Here is a 17,680-nt window from a genome sequence, read left to right as displayed (position 1 = left end):
ATAGATCAAGCAAGAAGTGTTCCAAGTAAGTTAAGAAGCGTAAAAGCTTAAGCTAGTTGATCCAAATTTCTTTTCTTTGACTTTTTGAAAATTTTGGATTTTTTCGGGAGTTTTTATGGTTGAGTGGTGTTCAAAAATGATTAAATTTAAAGTCTTTAAATCTAAATTTTCTAAAAAATGATAAATTTTTTCATAAATATCGCTAAAACCTTCTCTGGTATCAAAAGGTGGGTCAAGATATAAGATGATTTCATTTTTTGAATTTTCTATGAGTTTAGGTAAAATTTCAAAAGTATTTGCATGGATCACTTCTAAATTTGGATCTATATTTTTAGCATTTTCTAAAGCAATTTTATAAGCTTTTGCATCAAGTTCTATAGCATAAGCTTTTAAAGCATGATTACTTAGTGCTTCAGCCGCCATTAAAGCACTTCCTCCAAAGGCTTCAATGAAAATTTTACTTCTTAAATCTTCTCTTATTACATTAAAAACACAACTTTTGACTATGCTTTTAGTACTTCTTGTTGTTGTAAGACTAGGTAAAAGTAGTTTTTTCCCTTTGTATTTACCACTTTCTATATTTGTATAAAGCTTTGTTTCTTTAGTTTTTTTTGTTTTTTCTTTAGGAGGTTTAATTTCTTGTTTTTGAAGAAATTTTTTTCTTTTTTCATTGTGATTAAAAAAGTCTTTAACGCTTATAAATTCATCATTCATCATTAAGTGCTTTTACGAGTTTGTTTTTAAGATCTTTTATGGCAAGATCGATTTTATTTTCATAATCTTTTTTAAATTCCAAAGCAATAGCGTCAATTTTTTCTTCAAGCAGTCTTTTTTGTTCAAGTGCAAGTTGCAAAGCTGCTGCTTTTAAGGCATTATCAAATTCATTTAAAGACTCAAACAAGGCTTCTTTGCTAAATGGTATGCTTAAAAATGGAGAGTTTTTAGAGATGATAAATAAGGGTTTTGCGGTATAAATTTTTTCATCGCTAATGATGAAATCACAATTTTTTTTCATTACCAAATGATCTTTTAAAAAAAGTTCTAAAGTTTTTTCTATGATGAGATCTTTGCATTCTAAAGAGATTTTCATATCAAATTAACCTTTAAAGTGTGATTTTTTAATGATGGAGCTTGTATGCCTTGGATAAGGGCTAAAAACTCAAAACGGCTTAAAATATAAAAGTCTTCAAATTCCCTTCCACTTGTTTGCATAAGTTTTTTAGCACAAGTATCAAAAAGATAAAAATCTTTTTCTTCTTTTACTACCATAAAATCAGCCCCGCTATCATAAGCGTCCAAAACAATATCTGCGGCTATTTTATAGCTTAGCGTAGGATTTAGATTAAGCAAGCTAAAGCCATTATTTTTTATACTGTTTTCATAGGAAATAAATTTAGCCTTAAGTTTGGATTTTAAAGTATCGCAAGCATTAAAACCATAAAAAGCTATATTGAAATCTTTAAAATTATGTTTAATTTCTTTAAGTTCTTTGATCTCATTATCAAAAGCATTGGTTTTAGGTAAATCAAAGTGTAAAATATTTTTATCAAAAAGCCCTAAATTTAAAATTTCATTTTGTAGGTTTTTGATCGTTATTTCTAAAATTTCATTTTTGCTTTCAAGATGATAAAAAATACCCTTTTCTTTATCTGCTAGAGTTTTTAAAATTTCTATCTTTTTTTCAGGATATTTTTCTATCATTTTTGAAGCCAAATAAAACACTCCATCGCCCATATATTCAGGAAGATAGTCTAAAATTTCACTTGCATAATATAAATAATCATATTTTGCATAAAGTTTTTTATCCTCTTCATCACCAAATTTTTCAAGATATTTGTATTTGTCTAAAAAATCATTTTTATCGATGATAAGATCTTTAATGGCTCTTTTTGTGCTTAAAGGCTCGATACAAAGACTAAAATCAAATTCTTTTGCTATTTTTTCTAAAGGTGTAAAAAGTGGTATGATTTGCTTATTTACAACTATGTAAGTATCTTCATCTTTATCAAAATCAAAATAAATATCATCATCTTGAACTTGCAAAAGCAGATCATAAAAACTTGCAAAATTTTCATAATTATCATAAATATAAGGTTTATAATAAGCCTCATAATCCTTGGTTTTATCAAATCTAAAAATTCTTAATTCTAATTTTTTCATGGTTTTTCCTTAAATATTTTTATATTATATAAAATTATTCTAAAATTCACTAGAATTTAAAAGGAAATTTTATAAAATCACGCATTATGAACAAAGAAGATTTTATTATCAAAGCTTTTTTAAATGAAAAAAATGGCGATGATGGAGCTATTATTGATGATTGGTGTTTTAGTAAGGATTTGTTTTTTGAAAATGTGCATTTTAAAAGAGAGTGGTTTAGCTTAGAGCAAATTGCTACAAAAGCAATGCTTGTTAATATCTCAGATGCTATTTCAATGAATGCTGTACCAAAATACGCACTTTTAGGACTTGCTTTACCAAAAAATTTAAGCGAAAATGAGATCAAAGCCTTGCAAAAAGGTTTTTTAAAAACAGCTAGGAAATTTAATATAAAAATCATAGGCGGTGATACTATAAGCAATGATAAAATAGACATTAGTCTTACTATCATTTCAAAGATTAACGATAAAGCTGTTTTTAGAAAAGGTTTAAAAAAGGGGCATTTACTTGCTTATACGGGAAAATTAGGACGAAGTTTAAAAGGGCTTGAAATTTTACAAAATGGGGGCACTTTAAAACCAAACCATGTATTTATAAAGCCAAAATTAAGAGCTAGTTTTTTTTATGAAATCGCACCTTTAATTTCTTGTGCTATGGATATTTCAGATGGTTTAAGCAAGGATTTATCAAGACTTTTAGCCTTAAATAAATGCGGTATTTCTTGGTTTAAAAAACTTGATGATTATACGCTTTATAGCGGAGAAGAATATGAAATTTTGTTTGCTTTTGATGAAAAAGAGCGTCAAAATATAAAAACAATAGCCAAAAAACACGGCGTGAAATTAAATATCTTTGGAAAAGCAGTGAAAGGAAAATATGAATTTAGAGGAAGAGAACACCATTTTTAAGCCTTTGTATAGTTTAAAACACAGTCCTATTAATGCGTATTTTAGTAAAAATAGCGATGATTTTGTAGTGCGTGAAAGGCCTTTGTATGAATTTAGCGGTAAGGGTGAACATCTTATTTTGCATATCAATAAAAAAGATTTAACCACAAATGAAGCTTTAAAAATTTTAAGCGAAACAAGCGGGGTTAAAATAAGAGATTTTGGTTATGCAGGGTTTAAAGACAAGCAAGGATCAACTTTTCAATACCTTTCTATGCCTAAAAAATTTGAGAGTTTTTTGTCAAATTTTTCTCATCCTAAACTTAAAATTTTAGAAACTTTTATCCATGAAAACAAGCTAAGAATAGGGCATTTAAAAGGAAATACTTTTTTCATACGCTTAAAAAAAGTTTTACCAAGCGATGCTTTAAAACTAGAACAAGCTTTGATGAATTTAGATAAGCAAGGTTTTACGAATTATTTTGGTTATCAGCGTTTTGGAAAATTTGGGGATAATTATAAAGAAGGGCTTGAAATTTTGCGTGGCAAAAAAATGAAAAATGTAAAAATGAAAGAGTTTTTAATTTCAGCTTTTCAAAGTGAGCTTTTTAATCGCTATTTGAGTAAAAGAGTGGAGTTATCACATTTTGCAAATGATTTTAGCGAAAAAGAATTGATCCAAATTTATAAAATTTCTAAAGAAGAAGCTAAGGAACTTAAAAAACAAGAACAATTTTTTAAGCTTTTAAAAGGTGAGGTTTTGGGGCATTATCCTTTTGGAAAGTGTTTTTTATGCGAGGATTTAAGTGCTGAGCTTGGGCGTTTTAAGGCAAGAGATATAAGCGCCATGGGGCTTTTAATCGGTGCTAAGGCTTATGAAACAGGAGAAGGTTTGGCCTTAAATTTAGAAAATGAAATTTTTAAAGATACTTTGGAGTTTAAGGCTAAAATGCAAGGTTCAAGACGCTTTATGTGGGGATATTTAGAAGAGTTAAAATGGCGTTATGATGAAGAAAAAGCTCATTTTTGTATAGAGTTTTTCTTGCAAAAAGGCTCTTATGCTACTGTGGTTTTAGAAGAAATTTTGCATAAAAATTTGTTTGAGTGAAATAATTATGAGTTAAATTTTATGTGATTTTTACTTTAGAATTTATTGCAAAAATGATATTTAAATTTTAAATTTAGGTATAGTTATATTAATTTAATTTTAAAACTAGGAGCAAAAATAATGAAAAAGATTTTAACAAGTGCTTTGGCTTTAGGAGCTATGACTTTGATTATAGGTTGTGGCGATGGCGATTTAGTCGAGTAAAAAAACAATGGCAACGATCAAGCTATGTTTGATTTAGGTAATCAAGAGATTATGAAAAAATATCCAAATTATAAACTTTATGATTATACTTCAGTCAGAACAATTAGTGATATTAACAATCCAGAAGGCAAAATTAAAGAAATGAAGCGTGATTTAGAAATAGATAAAACTCCATACTCAAACTATGTTTTCTTATTAAATCCAAACGATAAAAAGACTATAAAGTTGTGAGTGTTTATTGCGATAAAGATTTTAAGAAAAGAGTTTATTGTTCTGTGAATGATGCTCTTAGGTTTTATGCAAGATAATAAAACAAGCGGGAAAATCCCGCTATCTTTCTAATTTTTTTATACCGACATTTTGCAGAAATTACTTATTTTTAAGCCTGTTACTCCGCTTTTAAGGAAATTAAAACGCCTTCTATCATTTTTTTGATATCCCCATCAAGGATATTATCCACTTGAGAAAAAGCTTCTCCGCTGCGATTGTCTTTGACTTGCTGATAAGGGAAAAGCACATAAGAACGGATTTGATGCCCCCAACCTATCTCGCTTTTTTCTCCAGTATTAGCACTATCTTGTTGTTTCATGAGTTCAAGTTCATAAAGGCGAGATTTTAGCATTTTAAAAGCGGTGGCTTTGTTTTTGTGCTGACTTCTGTCATTTTGGCATTGTACGACTATGCCGGTTGGAAAATGCGTGATTCTCACAGCCGATTCTGTTTTATTGACATGTTGTCCGCCTGCACCGCTTGCTCTGTAATAATCTATTCTTATGTCTTTTTCTTCGATTTCAATTTCTATATCATCATCAAGTTCAGGGCTTACCATAACACTTGAAAAGCTTGTATGACGGCGTCCTGCACTATCAAAAGGAGAAGTTCTTACCAAACGATGGATACCATTTTCAGCCTTCAAATAACCATAAGCATTTTCTCCTTTAACTAAAAAGCTCACATCTTTAAGTCCTGCTTCTTCGCCTTCTTGAAAGTCTAAAGTTTCGACTTTAAAACCTTCTCTTTCACAAAATCTTAAATACATTCTATAAAGTATGCTTGCCCAGTCATTACTTTCCGTTCCACCTGCACCTGGGTGAATGGAAACAATGGCATTTTTACCATCATTTTCCCCGCTTAAAAGCATGGAAATTTCAAGACTTGTGATGGTATCTTCAAGTTTTGGTGCATCATTAAATAAAGCTTCAAGTGTTTCTGTATCGTTTTCGCTATTGGCCAGATCGAAAAGTTCGCTTGCGTCATTTAGGGTATTAAAAGCATTTTCATAGTTTTTAAGTAGATTGGTGATTTTAGTTTTTTCTTTACCTATGATTCCTGCTTGTTTAACATCACTCCAAAAAGAAGGAGAATTTTCAAGCTCTTCGATTTCTTTAAGCCTTGTTTGGATATTTTCAGGCTTGATGATGGAGGCTATGTTGCCGACTTTGTTTTTTAAAGTTTTTAAAAGTTCGCTAAATTCGTAATTATCCATAAAATTTCTTTGCTATAATTATATTTTTAAAGTCAAAAATTATATCAAAAGAAAACTTTAATATAGGAAAAAAATGTCAAAACTTTATCTTATGTCTTTAGGTTGTAATAAAAATTTAGTCGATAGTGAGATCATGCTAGGGCGCCTTAGTGCTTATGAACTTTGCGATGAACCAAGCAAAGCTGATGTTATAATCGTAAATACTTGTGGTTTTATCGATAGTGCAAAAAAAGAAAGTATTAATGCGATTTTGGATTTGCACGAACAAAGAAAAAAAGATTCTCTTTTGGTGGTTACGGGTTGTTTGATGCAGCGTTACCGCGAAGAACTTATGAAAGAACTTCCTGAGGTTGATCTTTTCACAGGTGTGGGTGATTATGAAAGAATCGATGAAATGATACTTAAAAAAACAAATTTATTTTCAAATTCGACTTATTTGCAAAGTGAAAATTCTAAACGTATTATCACAGGTTCAAATTCCCATGCTTTTATAAAAATCGCCGAAGGTTGTAATCAAAAATGCTCTTTTTGTGCTATCCCAAGTTTTAAAGGCAAGTTAAAATCTCGCGAGATAAGTAGCATTATAGCTGAGCTTAAAGATTTGGTAGCTAGAGGTTATAAGGACTTTTCTTTTATTGCACAAGATACGAGTTCTTATTTGTTTGATAAGGGTGAAAAAGATGGGCTTATACGCTTAATCGATGAGGTGGAAAAAATCAAAGGCATAAGAGCGGCTAGAATTTTATATCTTTATCCTACGAGCGCGAGTGAAGCTTTGATCAAACGCATTATAGCTTCTGAAATTTTTGTAAATTATTTTGATATGCCTTTGCAGCACATAAGTGATAATATGCTTAAAATCATGAAGCGTGGGGCAAATAGCACAAGACTTAAAGAAATGCTAAATTTAATGAAAAGTGCGCCAAATAGCTTTTTACGCACGGGCTTTATCGTAGGGCATCCAGGTGAAAGTGAGGCAGATTTTGAAGAGCTTTGTGAGTTTGTTAAAGACTTTGGTTTTGATAGGGTGAGTGTTTTTGCGTATTCTAAGGAAGAAGATACAGCCGCTTTTGATATGGAGCAAGTGCCTTTTAAAGTGATCAATAAAAGGCTTAAAATCATAGAAAAAATTGTTGATGAAGTGATAGAAAAAAGTTTTGAAAAAGAAGTAGGGCAAAAGCGTTTAGTAGTTTGCACAGGAGAAAGTAGCGAGGGAGAGTTTTTTATCGCAGCTAAAGATTTAAGATGGGATAGAGAGATTGATGGGGAAATTCTTATTAATGAAAGCGAATGTGGAAATTTGGAAATGGGGCAAATTTATGAATGTGAAATTTTACAAAACCTTGATAAAAAACTCCTTGCTAAGGCTTTAAGAAAAGTAGATGCAAATTAAAGATGAAATTTTAGCCCTTTTAAAAAGGGGTAAAAATTTACTCGCTTTTTCTTATGGAAGTGATTCTAGTGTGCTTTTTTATCTTTTAATGCAAGAAAAGATCGACTTTGATCTTGTGATGATAAATTACAAAACTAGAAAAAATAGTGATTTAGAAGAGTTAAAAGCCAAAGAACTTGCTTTAAAATTTCATAAAAAAATTTTCATAAAACACGCTCCTAAATTTCAAAGTAACTTTGAAAAAAAAGCCAGAGATTTTCGCTATGATTTTTTTGAAAAAATTTGTCTTGAGCAAGGTTATGACCATCTTATCTTAGCCCATCATTTAAACGATCAATTTGAATGGTTTTTGATGCAACTTTCACGAGGCGCAGGTTTGGCTGAAATTTTAGGTATGCAAGAATGTGAAAAACGCTCAAATTATACACTTTTACGCCCTTTACTCTTTATAAGTAAAGATGAAATTTCATCTTTTTTAAAAGAAAAAGATATTTTTTATTTCCATGATGAAAGTAATGAAAATGAAAAATATTTTAGAAATTATATAAGAAAAAATTTCTCTAATGCCTTTGTGAGTGAATTTCATCAGGGTTTAAAAAGAAGTTTTTCTTATCTTGATGAAGACAGGAAAAAACTTTATGATTTTGAAAATATCAAAGAAATTCAAGGACTTCTTATTTGCCCTAAAAATGAAAGCTTGATTGCTAGAGCGGTGAAAATGAAAGGTTTGCTTTTAAGCACGGCACAAAGAAAAGAGCTTTTAAAGGGTGATTGTGTTTTAGGTGGTAAAATAGCACTTGCATATAAAAACGAACAAGCTATTGTTTTTGAGTATGAAACTTGTCAAAAATTACCTAAAAATTTCAAAGAAGAGTGTAGAATAGCTAAAATTCCAAGACTTTTAAGAGCTTATTTATACAATCACAAAATCGATATTTCAAGCCTTAGCTTTTAGTTTTAAAATTCTTTGATAGCTTAAATGTGTGAGAAAAATCACAAAAAATACTTGCAAAAAAAGTCCTAAAAGTGGTACTGATGAGAGTAGATAAAAACAAAGAGTGCTAAATTTAAACTCTAAAGGCGAAAAATCAGAATGAAAATTTTTAAAACTTTCTTTGTCTAAAATCGTGCTTGTAACATCAATCATTAAAAGTTTGTGAAAGAGATAATAAAAAGCAAGATAATATACAAAAATATTGATAAAAGGTAAAAATAAAGCCAAGGTGCAAAGCAATAAAATCCCTATAAATTTTATAAATATTTTAAAAATTTCAAAGATAGTTTTTAAGGTTGAAACTTCGTTTGTATTATCATAATGGTAATATTTTTGGTTGATTTCTTTAGCGATAAAAGGAGTAAGAAAAGAAGTGATAAAAAGGGCTAAAAAAACCGAAGCAAAAACAACAATAAAACCTGAAAATAAAAAACTTATGATGGTGATTAAAATTTGTACAAAATGAAGAGCATAAAACCACGCCCAAAACGAATCTTCTCCAACGCTAAATAAAGAATTAAAATAATCAAGCAAGGCCGAAAAGCCAAGTACTCCTAAAAAAAGCATCAGTATAAGGCTAAAAATCAAAGGAATTAAGGCAAATTTTAAAAATTTAAGACTTAAAAAATCTTTGATTGCAAGTTTTAAAATATCCAAATTATGCCTTTTTGTAGCATTCTTCTAGTTTTTTATAAATAGTATCAAAATCAAGCTCTTGTTCTAAAATTTGAGCTAAAACTTCATTGTCTTCTTTGCCATTCCAAGTTTTTTTATAGCTGCCATCTTTGTAACCATTGTTTTGTCTAAAAATATTTAAAACATTTTTACCTATGTAGGTCTTATAAAGAATTTCAAGATTTAGCCCACATTTAATAGCTAGGGTAAAATAGGTTGAAAGTAATTCTCCAAGATTAAATCCAAAACCACTGCATTTATGGATAATAAGCTCTATATCATTTAAAATGCCATAAATATCACCCTCATTAGGGTATTCTTCTTCTTTGCAAAAATCTTGAAACACGCTTACAGCATTAACTTCTGTGGCTATAGCTTTGAAATCTTTATTGTTTTTATCGCGATACTCTTCAAGTAAAAGACTTAAAATAAAATGCCAAATATCGACAATCTCTATACGCACATTTTCCCAATTTGTTGGACTTGAAATATTTTTCCAATGTTTCCATGTAAAAGAGTCTATAAGTTCTGCACATTCCATATAAATACAGCGTCTCCAACTGATCAGTTTTCCTTCTTTGGTGTAGCCATTTTCCCAATTTAAGCCGTTTGTTTCATCGTTGAGTTTTTGTTGGAGTTTGAGCATATTTTCTAAAATTTCGATATTTGTCATTTAAAAACTCCTTGATAATTTTTAATATTATATGATTTAAGCGTAAAGATTTAAACTATCATCTGTCTTATCTTGATTTTCCTTGGCTTTTTCTTGCTGTTTTTCAAGTTGTTTTTTCATTTGTTCTAAAACTTCATCAAGAAGTTTTTTGCTATCTTCAAGCATGGAAGCATTGATATCTTTATCATCTGTTTGATTTTGTTTTAGTAAATCACTGAGTTTATTTGTAAAATTATTCATAATAGCATTTTGATGGTTTTCATCATTTGGTGTTGGTAGAACATTTGCCATTTGCATAGCTGATTCTATAATTTCTTTTGGCTTTAACTCTCCGACTTTAGAATTTGCTAAAAAGTCTTTGATCATAGGTTCAACTTCTTTCATAGCATTTTTAATCTCATCAAGATCATTTTGTGTGAGCTTAGAGCCTTCAAAAGTAAAGCTAAAGCCATACTGACGCTTAAGATTAAGAGTTTTACCTTCTTCATTATTTGCATAACTCACGCTTTGATTGTCATACATAGATAAGGCTAAATGTTTGCCACTTTTTGTTGTATAATCCATCGAAAAACTTTGGTTTTTGCTAGCATCAATTTGCATTTCTTCCCCTTATATTTATAGTTTAAATTAAAAATCGGTTATTTTTAAAAATATTTTAGTATAATTTTTACAATATGGATGAAAGAATTTTAGAATTTATAAAAAATGAGCAGCTTTTATCTTGGGCTATGATTGATGAAAAAGGTGTTTATACAGCTAGTGCTTTTTATGCTTTTGATGAGAAGAATTTAGCTTTTATTATCGCTTCTCATGAAGATACTAAGCATATAAGATTAGCCAGTGAAAATTCAAGTATAGCACTTAATATAGCCAAAGAAAGTAAAATAGCCTTTTTAAAAGGTGTGTAAGCTAAGGCCGAGTTTAAAATGGCAAGCAAGGAGCAAATGAAAATTTATTTTTCTAAATTTCCCTTTGCTAAACTTGATAAAAGTGCAAAAATTTATGCCTTAGAGCTTTTTTGGCTTAAATTTACTAACAATGCTTTAGGACTTAGTAAAAAGCTTGAGTTTTGTAAAAAATAAATTTTTATGATTTTGTTTAAAAAAATGAGTTATGATTATGGTTTATGTAAATTGTTAGGTATAGAAAATAAATGTTAAATGTAATTCACGCTTTATTTTTTAGAGAGTTAAAAACTAGATTTGGAAAAAATAGGTATCTTGGATATATATGGGTAGTTGGAGAGCCTATGAGTGTTGTGCTTTTGGTGACTATTATAGGAACTGTTATTAGGGAATATCATCATCAAATTATGCCTGAAGGAATTTCTATTTTTATGTTTTTGATTTCAGGCATTATGCCTTTTTTTATGTTTAGAAGTATAGTAACTCAGCTTATGAATGGAATAGGGGCAAATTTATCTTTGTTTGCCTATAAACCTGTAAAACCTATACATGTATTTATTGCTAGAACTTTGCTTGAATTTTGTATTTATTTTGTGATTTTTATCACTGTGCTTTTTTTTGCAGGGTGGTTCTTTAGACTCGATGTATTTCCTGTTCATTTACTTGGAGTTTTATTTTGTATTTTTTTACTCATATGCTCAGCTTTTGCTTTAGGGATTTGTTTTGCTATTGTTTGGCACTTTGTAGAACCTTTAAGAACTTTATTAGCTTATTTTAGTATAGTATTTTATTGGAGTTCTGGGATTATATTTCCCACCTGGTTAACTCCTCGTCCTTTACTTGATATATTTTATTACAATCCTTTGCTTCACATAATGGAGCTTTTAAGATTTAATTTTTTTGAAAATTATCCTTTGCAAGATGAATATAGTTATTTTTATGCTATATTTTGGATTTTACTTGTTTTATTTATAGGGCTTTTTATTTACTACTATAATAGACAAGCTCTAACGGCGGCAAAAAAAGAATGATAAAGCTAATTAATCTAACTAAATCTTATCCTTTATTTAGTGGTGGAAGGCATTATGTTTTTAAAAATTTTACTTTTGAATTTCCTGAAAATTGTAGCATAGGTTTAATGGGATATAATGGCGCAGGCAAGTCCACTCTCATGAGACTTTTAAGCGGAGCAGAGCTTCCTGATAGTGGCAAGATAATTACTAATAAAAAATTATCTTGGCCTTTGGGTTTAAATGGAGCTTTTCAAGGTTCTTTAACTGCCAGAGATAATGCTAAATTTGTAGCTAGGGTGTATGGATACAAGGGTAAAGAACTTCAAGAAAAAGTAAAATTTGTGGAAGATTTTGCTGAAATAGGAAAATTTTTTGATGAGCCTATGAAGACTTATTCTTCGGGAATGAGTGCTAGAATAGCTTTTGGACTTAGTATGGCCTTTGATTTTGATTATTATTTAATCGATGAAGCTGGAGCTGTTGGAGATCCTGCTTTTAGGGAAAAAAGCGTGAAATTATATAGAGAAAGATTAAGCAAATCAAAGGTGATTATGGTATCTCATAATGTAGCTGAAATTAAAGAATGGTGTGATAAAATAATTTATATGAAAAATGGACAAATTACGGTTTATGATGATGTAGATGAAGGAATAGCTGTATATCAAGGAAAAGCTTAATGGAAGAAAATAAAACTTTATTAGAAAAAATCAAAGATTTAAGTGTATTTGATTCTTTTAAAATTGTTTGGTTTATAATGATTTTTGTTGTGATTTATTATACATTGATTGCAGCGCCAAGATATGTAAGCACGATGATTTTAGATGTTAGATCAACAAGTGGAGAAAGTGCTCAAACAAGTGGAATCTTGTCTTTGCTTAGTAGTACTTCTACAGCAAGCGAAGATTTAAATTATCTAAAAGGTTATATAGAATCAAGTGATATGTTAAAAATTTTGGATGAGAAAATTAAACTTAAAAGTCTTTATCAAGAACAACATATAGATTTGCCTTTTAAAATTTGGGATTCAAGTTCGATAGAATCTTATCTTAAATATTACCAAGCAAGAGTTAAGGTGCATACGGATGAAACTACTAAGCTTTTGCAGGTAGAAGTAGAAGGTTTTACACCTAAATCAGCTCATTTGATTGCTCAAACTATTATGCAAGAAAGCGAAAAGTTTATCAACGAAATCTCTCATAAAGCAGCTAGAGAACAAATGGCTTTTGCTGAAAATGAAGTACAAAAATACAAAGAACGATATCAAAAAGCACAAAATGATTTGATTGCTTTTCAAAATAAATATGGGGTTTTTGATCCCTTGAAACAAGCTGAAGCTAAAGCAAGTTTGGTTGCGCAAATTGAGACTAATTTAGCTCAAAAAGAAGCTAAACTTTTAACTTTACAAAGCTATATGAATGATGCAGCACCTGAAGTAGTAGCACTTAAAGCAGAAATTGAAGCGATTAAAAAACAGCTTTTAAGGGAAAAATCTAAAATTTCAGCTAACAATTCTTCTCAAAAGCTTAATGATTTGGCTGCTAAATTTCAAGATCTAACTATAGAAGCTACTTTTGCGCAAAAAGCTTATGAAGCAGCTTTAAAAGCTTATGAAAGTGCTAGAATAGAAGCATTAAGAAAAATAAAACAACTTGTCATCATTCAAAGTCCAGATATTCCAGAAAGCGCAAAATATCCTGAAAGAATTTATGATATTTTAACAGCATTTATTGTATTATCTTTGATTTTTGGGATTGTTAAATTTATTAAAATGATAATAGAGGAGCATAAGTATTAAAATGAAAAAAATATTAATTTTACTTTTTAGTTGTATTTTATGTTTTGGAGCTGTGGATGTTTCACAAATCATTTCAGCAGAGGATCAAGGTTCTACTACAACTAGCATAGATCAAAATTTAAGCTCAAATTATGATATAGCAAATAAAGAAAATAATCTTACAAAAATTCATCAAATTTTAGTATTTGGCGCTCATCTTTTTAATGGAAATTTTAAAAATTACAATCAAAGAGTTTATAACCCAGATTATAAGATCGCAGTTGGTGATCAAATCAGTCTTAAAATTTGGGGAGCTGTTGAGTTTTCGCAAGTTTTAGTGGTGGATTCTCAAGGAAATATTTTTATCCCTAAAGTAGGAGCTGTAAATTTACTAGGTGTGAAAAATAGTGCCCTTGTAAGTGTTATAAAAGCACGTGTTAATAAAATCTATAAAAGCAATGTTTTTGTTTATGCAGATATGAATGTTTATCAAAATGTCAGTGTTTTTGTAACAGGAAGTGTTAATGCTCCAGGACTTTATCAAGGACTTAGTTCGGATTCAGTGATCCAGTATCTTGATAAAGCAGGGGGTATAAATTTAGAATATGGAAGTTTTAGAGATATTCAAATTTTGCGTAATAACAGCGTGATAAAAAATATTGATTTATATGATTTTTTACTAAAGGGGCAAATGGATCTTTTTCCTTTTAGAAGCGGAGATGTTATTTTAGTAGGAAATGTTCAAAATTACGCTTTTGTTAACGGTGATGTGCAAAGACCTTTTCGTTTTGAACTTTCAAATGATATTAAAACTTTAGCTGACTTAGCTAGAGTATCAGGTGCTAAACCTATCGTGACTAATGCTATCGTAAAAAGTTATGGTGAAGATCATAAACTTGATGTCAGTGCTTATAATAAAATGCAATTTTCAAAAGTTTTACTTAGAACGGGAGATGAGGTAGAATTTCACCCTGAGTATGTTTCTGAAAATATAACTATAAGTGTAAATGGCGAGCATAATGGTTTAAAAACTTTAGTTGTGGGTAAAGGAACGACTTTAGAAGATATTTCTAAATTAATTAAAGCCAATCCACAATCAAACATGCAAGCTTTACAAGTGTTTAGAAAAAGTGTAGCTAGAACTCAAAAAGAACTTATCAATGCTCAGCTTAAAGAGCTTGAAACTCTAGCTTTAACTAGTGGTTCTGTTACAGCTCAAGGTGCAGCTATAAGAGCTCAACAAGCAAAAACGATTTTAGAATTTATCCAAAGAGCTAAGCAAGTAGAGCCTAAGGGTCAAATTGTCATTGATAATCCAAAGTCTTATAATTCGGTTATTTTAGAAGATGGTGATACTATTAATGTACCAAGTAAGAATAATCTCATCATAGTTCAAGGTGAGGTTTCTTTACCTGGAGCTTTTGTGTATGATAAGGGCAAAGATTTAAGATATTATATCAATCTTGCAGGAGGTTATGGAGAAAGAGCGGATACTTCAAAAGTTTTGGTGATACGAAGCAATGGAAAAGCTGAAAAATATCATAGTGGTATAGATATGAAACCAGGTGATTCTGTGTTGGTATTGCCAAAAGTAGATAGTGAGAATTTGCAAATTTTTTCAATGTTAACTCAAATTCTTTATCAAATTGCTATCGCAACCAATGTTGTGCTTAATCTTTAAGGTTTAAATATGAATACTCTTGAAATAGCCAAAGAAGTCTTTGAAAAAGAAGCACAAGCTATTTTGGATTTGGCTAAAAATTTAGATGAAAATTTTAATCAAGCTGTGAATTTGATGCTAAACACCAAAGGGCGTTGCATAGTCAGTGGAATGGGTAAATCGGGTCATATAGGTGCTAAGATAGCAGCTACTTTAGCAAGTACAGGAACGCCAAGCTTTTTCATCCATCCAGGAGAGGCTTTGCATGGAGATCTTGGAATGCTAACTCCTGAAGATGTTTTAATTACTATTTCAAATTCAGGAGAAACTGAAGAAATTTTAAAAATCATTCCAGCTATAAAAAAGCGTAAAATTCCACTTATAGTAATGTGTGGTAAAAAAAATTCCACCCTTGTAAAGCAAAGCGATATATTTTTAAATATAGCTGTGGAAAAGGAAGCTTGTCCTTTGCAACTTGCTCCTATGTCTTCGACAACCGCAACTTTGGTTATGGGGGATGCTTTAGCTGCTGCTTTGATGAAGGTAAGAAATTTCAAGCCTGATGATTTTGCCCTTTTTCATCCAGGGGGGAGTTTGGGGCGTAAGCTTTTAACCAAGGTAAAAGATCTTATGGTTTCAAGTAACCTTCCTATAGTGCATCCTGATACTGAATTTAACGATCTTGTTGATGTGATGACTAGTGGAAAGCTAGGGCTTTGTGTGGTACTTGAAAATGAAAAATTGGTTGGTATCATCACTGATGGGGATTTGCGTCGTGCTTTAAAGACAAGCGATAAACCAAGATTTGATTTTAGAGCCAAAGAAATCATGAGTACAAATCCTAAAGTAGTCGATGCTGATGCTATGGCAAGTGAAGCAGAGGAGATCATGCTAAAACATAAAATCAAAGAAATTATAGTAGGGAAAGAAGAAAGAGTTGTAGGGATTATTCAACTTTATGCAATAGGGAGGGTATAGCTATGTTTTTGCAATTAAAATGTATAATTTTTCAATTAATTTATTGTATTTTATATATTTTTAATTTTAAAAAAAATATGATTTCAATCATATATTCTGATTCTAGTACTTTATATTCAAATTTAAGAGAAATAGAAAAACAATTTATTTTATGGAATATTAAATATAAAATTATTTTGAATAATAAATCTATAAATAACATAAAATCAATTGCTAGTTCTAGTGTTATTATAATAGATCAATCAAATTATTTTTTATCACATATAAAACTTTTTTCATCTACAAAAGTGATTCAATTATGGCATGGTGGAGGACTATATAAAAAAGTTGCTTTTGACAAAACAAATTATTTTAAAAAAAATGCAAGAATTCATCGTAATATATCTTTTTTGAATATTTCAGATGAAAAATTAACAAAAGAGTATTCTCGTATGTTTAATGTTGGAAAAAAAAATATTATAAGTTACGGTCTACCAAGAACAGATTTGTTATTTAAAAGAAATTCTGTAGAGGATAAAAAAAATTTTTTTTTACTGTATCCTCAAATTAATGGAAAAAAAATATGTTTATATGCGCCTACATTTAGAGAAAATAAACATTTTAAACGCAATTTAAAATGTTTTGATATAGAAAAAATAAATAAACAATTAGAAGATTACGTGATTATTTATAGATCGCATCCTACTTTAAAATATAATAATAATAATATTATAAATGTAAGTGATCTTGAGTTAGATTTTGTTTTATCAATTAGCGATATACTTATAAGTGATTATTCATCAATTATTTTTGATTATTCTTTTTTTAGAAGACCTATAGTGCTATTTGTTCCGGATTTAGAGGAATATTTTGTGCAAAAAAAACAGTTATATTATCATCCATGTGAACTTGTGGGTGATGAGAATGTATGTTATAAACAAGAAGAATTGATAAAATTTATAAAACAAGCTGTGTATAAGATTGATTTATGGAAGTCTTTTATGGCTAATTGTAGAGGAAATTCTTGCCAAGAAGTTGTAAAATTCATAATAAGCTTACAAAACAAGGATTAGAATTGAAAAATATTGCATTGATTTTTGCTGGAGGAACTGGCCAGAGAATGAATTTGATTTCTGGAATGCCAAAACAATTTTTACTGATTAATGATAAACCTATTATTATTCATACTTTAGAAATTTTTTCAAAACATCAAGAAATAGATGGTATTGTGGTTGTTTGTTTAAAAGAGTATATAAATGATTTGCATTGTAGCATTAAACAATATTCAATAAAAAAAATTATAAGTATTGTAGAAGGTGGAGATACTGGACAAAAATCTATTTTTAACGGTCTTGATTCTATAAAAAAATATTCAAAAATAAATCCTTATATTGTAATTCATGATGGAGTTCGTCCTTTGATTACACATGATGAAATTTCCAAGGGTTTATCTTGTGCATATTTAAAAGGTAATGCGATTAGTATTTCTAAAGCTACGGAGACTATTTTATATAACGAACAAGAAGCCAGTATTTTAAATAGAGATAAATGTTTTCATGTTAAAGCTCCTCAAATATTTCAATTTCAAGATATTTATAATTTGCATATGATGGCGCAAAAAGATTGTTTTGAATTTATTGATTCTGCATCAATGGCATCTCATTATGGCAAAGAGCTTTATTTTGTTGAGTGTTCAAATAATAATATAAAGCTAACAACACCAAAAGATTTTTATATGGTTCAAGCATTAATGCAAGCGCAAACAATTGAAAGTATTTTTGGGGTGTAAAG

18 protein-coding genes and 2 pseudogenes are annotated in these 17,680 nt (G+C 29.7%); 13 read left to right on the top strand and 7 right to left on the bottom strand.

Going from position 1 to position 17,680, the window contains the following annotated elements; translation table 11 throughout:
• Positions 1 to 30: 30 nt before the first annotated feature.
• From rsmD to FBF22_RS07025, 3 genes are read right to left on the bottom strand one after another with little or no spacing between them, the layout of a single operon-like run.
• Entirely contained in the window at positions 31 to 714 is a 684-nt protein-coding gene (gene rsmD / locus FBF22_RS07035) for a 16S rRNA (guanine(966)-N(2))-methyltransferase RsmD (protein ID WP_002869781.1), read from the bottom strand.
• Positions 707 to 1,090 (bottom strand): hypothetical protein, encoded by a 384-nt coding sequence (locus tag FBF22_RS07030; RefSeq protein WP_002858858.1) that lies wholly within the window; start codon positions 1,088 to 1,090, stop codon positions 707 to 709. Before FBF22_RS07030 ends, rsmD begins: the two co-directional genes overlap by 8 nt.
• Positions 1,087 to 2,160: a DUF5644 domain-containing protein gene (locus tag FBF22_RS07025; RefSeq protein ID WP_002884790.1), complete on the bottom strand. Its 1,074-nt coding sequence runs from the start codon at positions 2,158 to 2,160 to the stop codon at positions 1,087 to 1,089. Before FBF22_RS07025 ends, FBF22_RS07030 begins: the two co-directional genes overlap by 4 nt.
• Before the next feature lie 86 nt (positions 2,161 to 2,246).
• Between FBF22_RS07025 and FBF22_RS07020 the strand changes: the two genes are divergently transcribed.
• The 3 genes and pseudogenes from FBF22_RS07020 to FBF22_RS07010 all read left to right on the top strand — a co-directional run bounded on the left by FBF22_RS07020 (position 2,247) and on the right by FBF22_RS07010 (position 4,590).
• Positions 2,247 to 3,068 (top strand): thiamine-phosphate kinase, encoded by an 822-nt coding sequence (locus FBF22_RS07020; RefSeq protein WP_002867254.1) that lies wholly within the window; start codon positions 2,247 to 2,249, stop codon positions 3,066 to 3,068.
• Complete coding sequence (truD, locus tag FBF22_RS07015) at positions 3,037 to 4,155, top strand: tRNA pseudouridine(13) synthase TruD (protein ID WP_002867255.1); 1,119 nt, start codon at positions 3,037 to 3,039, stop codon at positions 4,153 to 4,155. The genes FBF22_RS07020 and truD overlap by 32 nt, the downstream gene beginning before the upstream one ends.
• A 120-nt stretch (positions 4,156 to 4,275) precedes the next feature.
• Positions 4,276 to 4,590, top strand: a pseudogene (locus FBF22_RS07010) (hypothetical protein).
• A 157-nt stretch (positions 4,591 to 4,747) separates the two neighbouring features.
• Here FBF22_RS07010 and prfB read toward each other — a convergent pair.
• Complete coding sequence (gene prfB, locus FBF22_RS07005; RefSeq protein ID WP_002884793.1) at positions 4,748 to 5,845, bottom strand: peptide chain release factor 2; 1,098 nt, start codon at positions 5,843 to 5,845, stop codon at positions 4,748 to 4,750.
• Between the two features lie 73 nt (positions 5,846 to 5,918).
• On the opposite strand from prfB, the gene rimO reads away from it, so the two are divergent.
• The gene (rimO, locus tag FBF22_RS07000; protein WP_002858853.1) at positions 5,919 to 7,238 is read left to right on the top strand and encodes a 30S ribosomal protein S12 methylthiotransferase RimO; all 1,320 of its coding nucleotides are present in this window, start codon (positions 5,919 to 5,921) and stop codon (positions 7,236 to 7,238) included.
• Positions 7,228 to 8,193 carry a tRNA lysidine(34) synthetase TilS gene (gene tilS / locus FBF22_RS06995; protein ID WP_002858852.1) on the top strand — a complete coding sequence of 322 codons (966 nt, stop codon included), beginning with the start codon at positions 7,228 to 7,230 and terminating at the stop codon, positions 8,191 to 8,193. The genes rimO and tilS overlap by 11 nt, the downstream gene beginning before the upstream one ends.
• On the opposite strand, the gene FBF22_RS06990 is transcribed toward tilS, so the two are convergent.
• The 3 genes from FBF22_RS06990 to ciaI are packed head-to-tail and all read right to left on the bottom strand — an operon-like array spanning position 8,176 to position 10,180.
• A complete protein-coding gene (locus FBF22_RS06990; RefSeq protein WP_002819467.1) occupies positions 8,176 to 8,889 on the bottom strand; it encodes an EI24 domain-containing protein in 714 nt (237 codons plus the stop codon). The genes tilS and FBF22_RS06990 overlap by 18 nt on opposite strands.
• 1 nt (position 8,890) lies before the next feature.
• Positions 8,891 to 9,580: a dUTPase gene (gene dut, locus FBF22_RS06985; protein ID WP_002858851.1), complete on the bottom strand. Its 690-nt coding sequence runs from the start codon at positions 9,578 to 9,580 to the stop codon at positions 8,891 to 8,893.
• A gap of 36 nt (positions 9,581 to 9,616) precedes the next feature.
• Positions 9,617 to 10,180 (bottom strand): intracellular survival protein CiaI, encoded by a 564-nt coding sequence (gene ciaI / locus FBF22_RS06980; protein ID WP_002826203.1) that lies wholly within the window; start codon positions 10,178 to 10,180, stop codon positions 9,617 to 9,619.
• A 74-nt stretch (positions 10,181 to 10,254) separates the two neighbouring features.
• Between ciaI and FBF22_RS06975 the strand changes: the two are divergent.
• From FBF22_RS06975 to FBF22_RS06940, 8 genes and pseudogenes are all read left to right on the top strand, one after another.
• Positions 10,255 to 10,662: pseudogene (locus tag FBF22_RS06975) on the top strand (hypothetical protein).
• A gap of 71 nt (positions 10,663 to 10,733) precedes the next feature.
• A complete protein-coding gene (gene kpsM, locus FBF22_RS06970; RefSeq protein ID WP_002884796.1) occupies positions 10,734 to 11,516 on the top strand; it encodes a capsule polysaccharide transporter KpsM in 783 nt (260 codons plus the stop codon).
• Complete coding sequence (locus FBF22_RS06965; protein WP_002781126.1) at positions 11,513 to 12,175, top strand: ABC transporter ATP-binding protein; 663 nt, start codon at positions 11,513 to 11,515, stop codon at positions 12,173 to 12,175. The genes kpsM and FBF22_RS06965 overlap by 4 nt, the downstream gene beginning before the upstream one ends.
• Positions 12,175 to 13,293 carry a capsule polysaccharide transporter gene (locus FBF22_RS06960; protein ID WP_002858848.1) on the top strand — a complete coding sequence of 373 codons (1,119 nt, stop codon included), beginning with the start codon at positions 12,175 to 12,177 and terminating at the stop codon, positions 13,291 to 13,293. Before FBF22_RS06965 ends, FBF22_RS06960 begins: the two co-directional genes overlap by 1 nt.
• A gap of 1 nt (position 13,294) precedes the next feature.
• A complete protein-coding gene (locus FBF22_RS06955) occupies positions 13,295 to 14,953 on the top strand; it encodes a polysaccharide biosynthesis/export family protein (protein WP_002868240.1) in 1,659 nt (552 codons plus the stop codon).
• A gap of 9 nt (positions 14,954 to 14,962) precedes the next feature.
• A complete protein-coding gene (locus tag FBF22_RS06950) occupies positions 14,963 to 15,910 on the top strand; it encodes a KpsF/GutQ family sugar-phosphate isomerase (RefSeq protein ID WP_002868241.1) in 948 nt (315 codons plus the stop codon).
• A 2-nt stretch (positions 15,911 to 15,912) separates the two neighbouring features.
• On the top strand, positions 15,913 to 16,962 hold the full coding sequence (locus FBF22_RS06945; protein ID WP_002868242.1) for a CDP-glycerol--glycerophosphate glycerophosphotransferase: 1,050 nt from the start codon (positions 15,913 to 15,915) through the stop codon (positions 16,960 to 16,962).
• Positions 16,963 to 16,964: 2 nt separating this feature from the next.
• Entirely contained in the window at positions 16,965 to 17,678 is a 714-nt protein-coding gene (locus FBF22_RS06940; RefSeq protein ID WP_002868243.1) for an IspD/TarI family cytidylyltransferase, read from the top strand.
• The last annotated feature ends 2 nt before the right edge of the window (positions 17,679 to 17,680 follow it).

This window comes from Campylobacter sp. CFSAN093260 (assembly GCF_012890095.1).
Lineage (GTDB): Bacteria > Campylobacterota > Campylobacteria > Campylobacterales > Campylobacteraceae > Campylobacter_D > Campylobacter_D jejuni.
This window is presented reverse-complemented; position numbering and strand designations above follow the sequence as displayed.

Bases quoted from the DNA above. Each gene is read 5' to 3' on its own strand.
- rsmD (WP_002869781.1), bottom strand. From the start codon at position 714: ATGAATGATGAATTTATAAGCGTTAAAGACTTTTTTAATCACAATGAA.
- FBF22_RS07030 (WP_002858858.1), bottom strand. From the start codon at position 1,090: ATGAAAATCTCTTTAGAATGCAAAGATCTCATCATAGAAAAAACTTTA.
- FBF22_RS07025 (WP_002884790.1), bottom strand. From the start codon at position 2,160: ATGAAAAAATTAGAATTAAGAATTTTTAGATTTGATAAAACCAAGGAT.
- FBF22_RS07020 (WP_002867254.1), top strand. From the start codon at position 2,247: ATGAACAAAGAAGATTTTATTATCAAAGCTTTTTTAAATGAAAAAAAT.
- truD (WP_002867255.1), top strand. From the start codon at position 3,037: ATGAATTTAGAGGAAGAGAACACCATTTTTAAGCCTTTGTATAGTTTA.
- prfB (WP_002884793.1), bottom strand. From the start codon at position 5,845: ATGGATAATTACGAATTTAGCGAACTTTTAAAAACTTTAAAAAACAAA.
- rimO (WP_002858853.1), top strand. From the start codon at position 5,919: ATGTCAAAACTTTATCTTATGTCTTTAGGTTGTAATAAAAATTTAGTC.
- tilS (WP_002858852.1), top strand. From the start codon at position 7,228: ATGCAAATTAAAGATGAAATTTTAGCCCTTTTAAAAAGGGGTAAAAAT.
- dut (WP_002858851.1), bottom strand. From the start codon at position 9,580: ATGACAAATATCGAAATTTTAGAAAATATGCTCAAACTCCAACAAAAA.
- ciaI (WP_002826203.1), bottom strand. From the start codon at position 10,180: ATGCAAATTGATGCTAGCAAAAACCAAAGTTTTTCGATGGATTATACA.
- kpsM (WP_002884796.1), top strand. From the start codon at position 10,734: ATGTTAAATGTAATTCACGCTTTATTTTTTAGAGAGTTAAAAACTAGA.
- FBF22_RS06965 (WP_002781126.1), top strand. From the start codon at position 11,513: ATGATAAAGCTAATTAATCTAACTAAATCTTATCCTTTATTTAGTGGT.
- FBF22_RS06960 (WP_002858848.1), top strand. From the start codon at position 12,175: ATGGAAGAAAATAAAACTTTATTAGAAAAAATCAAAGATTTAAGTGTA.
- FBF22_RS06955 (WP_002868240.1), top strand. From the start codon at position 13,295: ATGAAAAAAATATTAATTTTACTTTTTAGTTGTATTTTATGTTTTGGA.
- FBF22_RS06950 (WP_002868241.1), top strand. From the start codon at position 14,963: ATGAATACTCTTGAAATAGCCAAAGAAGTCTTTGAAAAAGAAGCACAA.
- FBF22_RS06945 (WP_002868242.1), top strand. From the start codon at position 15,913: ATGTTTTTGCAATTAAAATGTATAATTTTTCAATTAATTTATTGTATT.